This window comes from Streptococcus sp. HMSC073D05 (assembly GCF_001812015.1).
Classification (GTDB): Bacteria; Bacillota; Bacilli; order Lactobacillales; family Streptococcaceae; genus Streptococcus; species Streptococcus parasanguinis_D.
Genome location: NZ_KV807489.1, coordinates 293,581 through 300,238 on the forward strand (window position 1 = coordinate 293,581; position 6,658 = coordinate 300,238).

General features: G+C 43.0%; 7 protein-coding genes. 3 read left to right on the plus strand and 4 right to left on the minus strand.

From position 1 onward, the window contains the following. Positions 1–145 precede the first annotated feature (145 nt). From glmM to cdaA, 3 genes are read right to left on the minus strand one after another with little or no spacing between them, the layout of a single operon-like run. Positions 146–1,495, minus strand: coding sequence for a phosphoglucosamine mutase (glmM, locus tag HMPREF2832_RS04875; RefSeq protein WP_070505768.1), 1,350 nt, complete (start codon positions 1,493–1,495; stop codon positions 146–148). A 21-nt stretch (positions 1,496–1,516) separates the two neighbouring features. After that, the gene (locus HMPREF2832_RS04880; RefSeq protein ID WP_003006499.1) at positions 1,517–2,266 is read right to left on the minus strand and encodes a CdaR family protein; all 750 of its coding nucleotides are present in this window, start codon (positions 2,264–2,266) and stop codon (positions 1,517–1,519) included. Next, positions 2,263–3,111, minus strand: coding sequence for a diadenylate cyclase CdaA (gene cdaA, locus HMPREF2832_RS04885; protein ID WP_049490565.1), 849 nt, complete (start codon positions 3,109–3,111; stop codon positions 2,263–2,265). Before cdaA ends, HMPREF2832_RS04880 begins: the two co-directional genes overlap by 4 nt. A gap of 103 nt (positions 3,112–3,214) precedes the next feature. Here cdaA and murT point away from each other — a divergent pair, with 103 nt between their 5' ends. The 3 genes from murT to HMPREF2832_RS04900 are packed head-to-tail and all read left to right on the plus strand — an operon-like array spanning position 3,215 to position 5,641. Beyond that, the gene (gene murT, locus HMPREF2832_RS04890) at positions 3,215–4,558 is read left to right on the plus strand and encodes a lipid II isoglutaminyl synthase subunit MurT (protein WP_049490563.1); all 1,344 of its coding nucleotides are present in this window, start codon (positions 3,215–3,217) and stop codon (positions 4,556–4,558) included. Further along, on the plus strand, positions 4,558–5,346 hold the full coding sequence (gene gatD, locus HMPREF2832_RS04895) for a lipid II isoglutaminyl synthase subunit GatD (RefSeq protein ID WP_049496688.1): 789 nt from the start codon (positions 4,558–4,560) through the stop codon (positions 5,344–5,346). The genes murT and gatD overlap by 1 nt, the downstream gene beginning before the upstream one ends. 10 nt (positions 5,347–5,356) lie before the next feature. Beyond that, positions 5,357–5,641: a LapA family protein gene (locus HMPREF2832_RS04900; RefSeq protein WP_049496690.1), complete on the plus strand. Its 285-nt coding sequence runs from the start codon at positions 5,357–5,359 to the stop codon at positions 5,639–5,641. A 23-nt stretch (positions 5,642–5,664) separates the two neighbouring features. Here the strand turns inward: HMPREF2832_RS04900 and HMPREF2832_RS04905 are convergent. Next, on the minus strand, positions 5,665–6,658 hold a 994-nt coding region (locus HMPREF2832_RS04905), incomplete at its 5' end, for an MFS transporter (RefSeq protein WP_070505770.1).

Genomic DNA, 6,658 nt, shown 5'->3' on the forward strand with positions numbered 1-6,658 from the left:
AAAAAGACCAGACAGAAGTCTGATCTCTTTTTATCTTTAGGAGTGTTTTTTTCTGAGCGAAAGATACGAACGCTCATAAGCAGGATCGATAAGAATGGTCCCTGACTTTTGAATACACAAAGCTCACACCTAGACACATTCATTTTTAAAGTCCGATTTCTGCTTGGACAACTGCAGCAATGGTATCCACATAGTAGTCCACTTCTTCATGGGTTGGTGCTTCTGCCATGACACGAAGGAGGGGTTCGGTTCCACTTGGACGCACAAGGATACGACCATTTCCTGCCATTTCCGCTTCCATTTTTTCAATGATTTCACGAATAGCAGGCACTTCCATCGCCTTGTCTTTCATGCTATTTTCAACCCGGATATTGACAAGCTTTTGTGGGTAAATGGTTACTTCTGCAGCTAATTCAGACAATTTTTTGCCGGTTTCTTGCATGATTTTGGTTAATTGAACGCCTGTTAATTGACCATCACCAGTCGTGTTGTAATCCATGATGACTACATGACCGGACTGTTCCCCACCAAGGTTATACCCAGATTTGCGCATTTCTTCGACCACATAACGGTCTCCAACAGCTGTGATTTCTTTTTGAATCCCCTTCGCATCTAATGCCTTGTGGAAACCGAGATTGGACATGACGGTTGTAACGATCGTATTTTTTTCGAGCAAGCCCTTGCTTGAAAAATACGAACCGATGATGTACATGATCTTATCCCCGTCTACGATTTCTCCATTTTCATCCACTGCAATCAAGCGATCACTATCTCCGTCAAAGGCAAGACCAATCGCTGCGCCTACTTCTTTCACTTTCTCTTGCAAGTGCTCTGGGTGAGTAGAGCCAACCCCATCATTGATGTTCAAACCATCTGGGTTTTCACCGATGACAGTCAATTGAGCTCCTAAATCTGCAAAGATTTGACGAGCACTGGTAGAGGCTGCACCATTTGCTGTATCCAAAACCACGTGCATGCCCTCGAGTTGGACACCTGTCGATACAAGGAATTCTTGATACTTACGCAAGCCTTCCGGATATTCCATGACTGTTCCTAAACCTTGCGCACTTGGACGTGTAAGGGTATCTTCAGCGGCATCAAGCAAGGCTTCAATTTCAAGCTCGCGATCATCATCCAATTTGAAACCATCACCACCAAAGAATTTGATTCCATTGTCCAAGGCTGGATTGTGGCTAGCAGAAATCATAACGCCGGCGCTGGCTTTTTCCGTACGAACCAGATAGGCAACACCTGGCGTGGCAATCACACCCAACTTATAAACGCGAATCCCAACTGATAAGAGGCCAGCGATCAAAGCATGCTCCAGCATTTCACCAGAAATACGCGTATCACGTCCAACAAATACCAAAGGTGTTTCTTCTTCATGTTGGCTCAACACATAACCACCGAAACGACCCAACTTAAAGGCTAATTCTGGCGTTAATTCTACATTTGCTTCTCCACGGACACCGTCCGTTCCAAAATATTTACCCATTTTTGATTACCTTTTTACTTTCTAATTACTTGAACTGGAAGAGGTCGACGACGAACTGCTAGAGCTTGACGTAGACGAGCTACTCTTTGTAGTCACTTGAATCCGTGTTTCACTCGGATTAACCAAGCCTGGTAGAATATTTCCTTGAGCATCCACTGCATTTAAGGAAATGGCTCCGCTATAATTTCCACTGATGATCTCACTGGATGGGAAGACAGCTTGGACATGATCAATACGACTTAAGGTTTCTTGATCACTCGTCACTTCCACCTTAGTTTTTTCAAGAGAAATATCCGTTACCGTAATTCCATCCACAATTTGATTATCCGGGATCGTGGCTCTAACTGCAAACGATTTTTTCGCTTTCTTACCGATTTTTACAGAAACTTTCTGAGGCTCTACGGTTGCTGTCAAACCAGCTGGAAGATCTTCCACAATCAACGGCACTTCAACGGTACCTTCCTTGACCTTACGAAGATCCGCTACCACGCGAAACTTCCTAGTTCCCGGTTGCATCTCACTTGCAAGTGCGACCCGGTTTGAACCCTTTAGAAAGACTGTTACCTCAGATGTCAATCCACTGACAAAATATTTCTTGTCATTATACTTGGCATCAATTGGAATATTGGTCAAGGTATTGGTGTAGGTCTCTGAGCTCACTTGTCTAGCGCTACTATTATTTTGAAAATTAAAGGAAGATGCATTGATAAACAAGATAAAGGACAATAAGACGGAGGCGAAAACATAAAGAAATTCTTTTTTCGATCTCATTTTGTTACCCTCCCAAATAGACGCTCTTTCCAACTACTCGTTTTATTCTCTTCAGGAACCAAGAAGGATCTCAATTCTGCCTCAAACTCTTCTAAAGTTAAATCGTGTCGGAAAGTTCCATTATAGGTCACAGAGATCCCGCCCGTTTCTTCTGATACCACGAAGGTAAAGGCATCAGAAACTTCAGATAAGCCAATAGCTGCACGGTGACGCGTTCCAAACTCTTTTGAAATTCCGGTATTTTCCGTCAAGGGCAGGTAGGCACAAGAAACGGCAATTTTATCATTGCGGACAATGACCGCTCCATCGTGCAAAGGAGTATTAGGAATGAAGATATTAATCAGCAATTCTCCTGAAATTTCCGCATCTAGTGGAATCCCTGTAGAAATGTATTCCTGAAGGGTTCTGGCCCCTTGAATAGCTACCAAAGCACCAATCTTACGTGGGCTCATATAAGCCACTGCCTTAACATAGGCCTGTACCATTTTCTCTTCCTGACTGACTTCACTCGTCGTAAAAAATTCTGTCGCCCGACCTAAACGCTCTAAGCCAATCCGAATTTCAGGGGAGAAAATCACAACCAGCGCGATAACCCCATAGGTAATCACTTGATTGATCAGCCAAGAAATAGTCGTTAAACCCAAAAAATTGGCTAAAAATTGAGCCAAGAAAAAGATAATGACCCCACGCACCAAAATCATGATTTTGGTCCCGACGATAGCCTTGATCAAAAAATACAACAACCAAGCCACCAGGGCAATATCGATGATATTGATAATAACACTCCACCAATTCGGGAACAAACTGGTCCAAAATTGTGGATTTGAAAACTGTTGAATATTCATATTCTCATACCTACCACTTCTCTAAAAGACATCATCTTATTATAACACGTTTCAACAGATTTTTCTGTAACCTTCTGATGCTTTTTATGATAAAATATGATTTATGAAGATAAATACAACCTTGGGCCTTCTGGCAGGAAAGCTTTCCGGCTCTATTCTAGAAAAGATGGGGCGGGGATCAACCCTACCAGGTAAAGTAGCCCTCAAATTTGATAAAGATATTCTCAGTCAACTGGCAAAAAACTATGAGATTGTTGTGATTACAGGGACAAATGGAAAAACCCTGACCACTGCGCTAACAGTAGGTATTCTCCAAGAAGCTTTTGGACCTATTTTGACCAATCCAAGTGGGGCCAATATGATCTCTGGGATTACAACGACCTTCTTACGGGCTAAGCATTCGAAATCAAATCGACCGATTGCGGTACTTGAAATTGACGAGGCCAGCCTCTCTCGGATTTGTGATTATATTAAGCCCAGCCTTTTTGTGGTCACTAATATTTTCCGGGACCAGATGGACCGCTATGGAGAGATCTATACGACCTACCAAATGATTTTGGATGCCATTCACAAGGTCCCAACTGCAACAGTCTTGTTAAATGGTGATAGTCCGCTCTTTAATAGTCAGACCTTATCCAATCCGATCCAATATTATGGATTTGATACTGACAAATCAGAGCCACAACTAGCTCATTACAATACGGAAGGAATCCTCTGTCCGCATTGCCACAACATCCTCAAGTACAAGCTCAATACCTATGCAAATCTTGGGGATTATATCTGTGAGCACTGTGGTTTCCACAGACCTCCTCTGACTTATGCCGTATCAGACCTCCTCTCTTTAACCCAGCGCTCTTCCCAATTTCGGATTCAAGGCCAAGACTACCACATCAATATCGGCGGTCTCTACAACATCTACAATGCCTTAGCTGCTGTTTCCGTTGCTGGATTCTTTGGAGTGCAACCTGAAGTGATTAAGCAAGGATTTGATCGCAGTCGCGCTGTCTTTGGTCGTCAGGAAACCTTTAAGATTGGGGATAAGGAATGTACCTTGGTTCTGATTAAGAATCCAGTTGGTGCGACCCAAGCCATTGAAATGATCAAACTAGCACCTTATTCCTTTAGCTTATCAGTCCTCCTTAATGCGAATTATGCAGACGGAATCGACACCAGCTGGATTTGGGATGCAGATTTTGAGCAAATCACCCAGATGGATATTCCAGAAATCAATGCTGGTGGGGTGCGCCACTCTGAGATTGCTCGGCGACTTCGGGTCACTGGCTATCCGGCTGAAAAGATCACAGAAATGGCTGAATTAAAAGAGGTCTTCCAACGCATCCAGCAACAGGAAACCCCTCACGCCTATATCTTAGCCACTTATACGGCCATGCTTGAGTTCCGTGAACTCTTGGCCCAAGAACACCTGATTGAAAAGGAGATGCACTAATGACTTATACTTCTCTAGAATCTTCTGATCAGGCACAGTATCCTTACAGCCTGCGCATTGCCCATCTCTACGGCAACTTAATGAATACCTACGGAGACAATGGGAATATCCTCATGCTCAAGTACGTTGCGGAAAAACTTGGAGCCCATGTCACAGTGGATATCGTCTCTCTCAAAGACCGATTTGACCCTGATGCCTATGATATCGCCTTTTTCGGTGGAGGCCAAGACTACGAACAGACCATTGTATCAGAAGATCTTCCAGATAAAAAAGAAGATCTTGCACGCTTTATTGATGAAGATGGTGTGGTCCTTGCTATCTGTGGTGGCTTTCAGCTTCTAGGCCAGTACTACATTGAAGCTTCTGGCAAACGCATTGAGGGCCTTGGTATTATGGGGCATTATACCCTCAACCAAGAAAACAATCGCTACATTGGCGACATCAAAATCCATAACGAAGAGTTCAATGAAACCTACTATGGTTTTGAAAACCACCAAGGTCGGACCTTCTTGGCAGAGGATGAAAAACCGCTGGGCAAGGTTGTCTATGGAAATGGGAACAACAAAGAAGATGGGGGCGAAGGGGTTCATTACAAAAATGTCTTTGGCAGCTACTTCCACGGTCCTATCTTGTCCCGAAATGCCAATTTGGCCTATCGCCTAGTGAGCACTGCCTTAAAAAATAAATATGGCAAGGACCTTTCCCTACCGGCTTATGAGGAGATTCTAAGCCTAGAGCAGCCGGAAGAATACGCTGATGTGAAAAGCAAGGCACCGACTGAACAATAAGGAGATAATGATGAACAAAAATAATCTACACTACATTGCTTTATTACTTTTAATTTTATTGATTGCTGGTATTTCCCTTGCAAACATGCAACCAGTAACTGTGAATTTCCTCTTGGTCCAATTTAAATTGCCCTTGATCATTCTGATCTTGCTCTGTGTCCTCTTGGGTGCATTTGTCATGACCTTGGTTAATTTTTCAAAGGGCTTCTCCCTAAAAAAAGAACTCAAGAGCACTCAAAAACAACTGGAGGAAGAAAAGAAAGAAGTAAAAATAGAAGAAAAAGATAACAACTAAAAAAGCACCGATCGGTGCTTTTTTTATGCTGATTTACTTTCTTTTGCTTGCAGTTGTTTGGCGACTACTTGAGCTAGGAGTGAAAAGAGAATGACTCCAGCTCCAATCAGGAGAAACGATTCTACTCGGACACTTGGTAACCAAGTCATCAAGCCTTTAGCGATGGGCATAAAGAGAATGGCTAGGGTAAAAATAGTGCTTAATACCCTGCCCAGATAGTCTCTTTCCACCTTTGTTTGCACTTGGGTAAAAAAGTGGATATTAAAAATCGTCATAAAGAGTTCACAGACTAAATTTCCAGAAAAGGATAGAAGAGGAGGAAGAGGCAAGCCCATCATGAATACTCCTACTCCTGTTAAAATCAATAAGAAGAGAAGCATTTCCATGCTTGATTTAAATTTATTAGCAATCAAGGCTCCGATGATGGAGCCAATAGCCCCCAAGGTTAAGATGGTCGCATAAGCGCCCTTGACCCCGTAGAGCCGATTGGAAAATGGGAGTAAAAACTCAAAAGCTGCAAAGAAGAAATTGACACTGGAAGCCACCAAGAGGAGAAAGAAAATTTCTTTCTGATGCCAGATATAGTGCAGTCCATCCTTGATGTCCGAAAAAATATCTTTTCCTGTGAACCGTTTCTTTTCTTGAACTTTGGCTTCTTCTTTCGGAAGGAATGCCACTAGGACAAAGGCGATGAAAAAGGTCAGTGCATCCAGTAAGAGGGTCGCATGGAGACTGGCAAATTGTAAAACAAGGAAAGAGAACACAGGTGAGCTAACACCGACAACCTGTAAGACCAACTCCAAGCGGGCATTATAGGTCACAATCTCGTCCTTCTCTACGACCTCAGTGATAATGGCTTTGTTAGCCGTACGAGAAAATGCAAAGGCAATGGCCTGAACAATATTAGCAAAGATCAAAGCTCCAATCATCCAACGATCGTTCCTGATAAAAGAAATCGCCAAACAAAGGAGACCACACACCAGGTCGGTCGTCATCAAAATCTTGCGACGAGAAAAA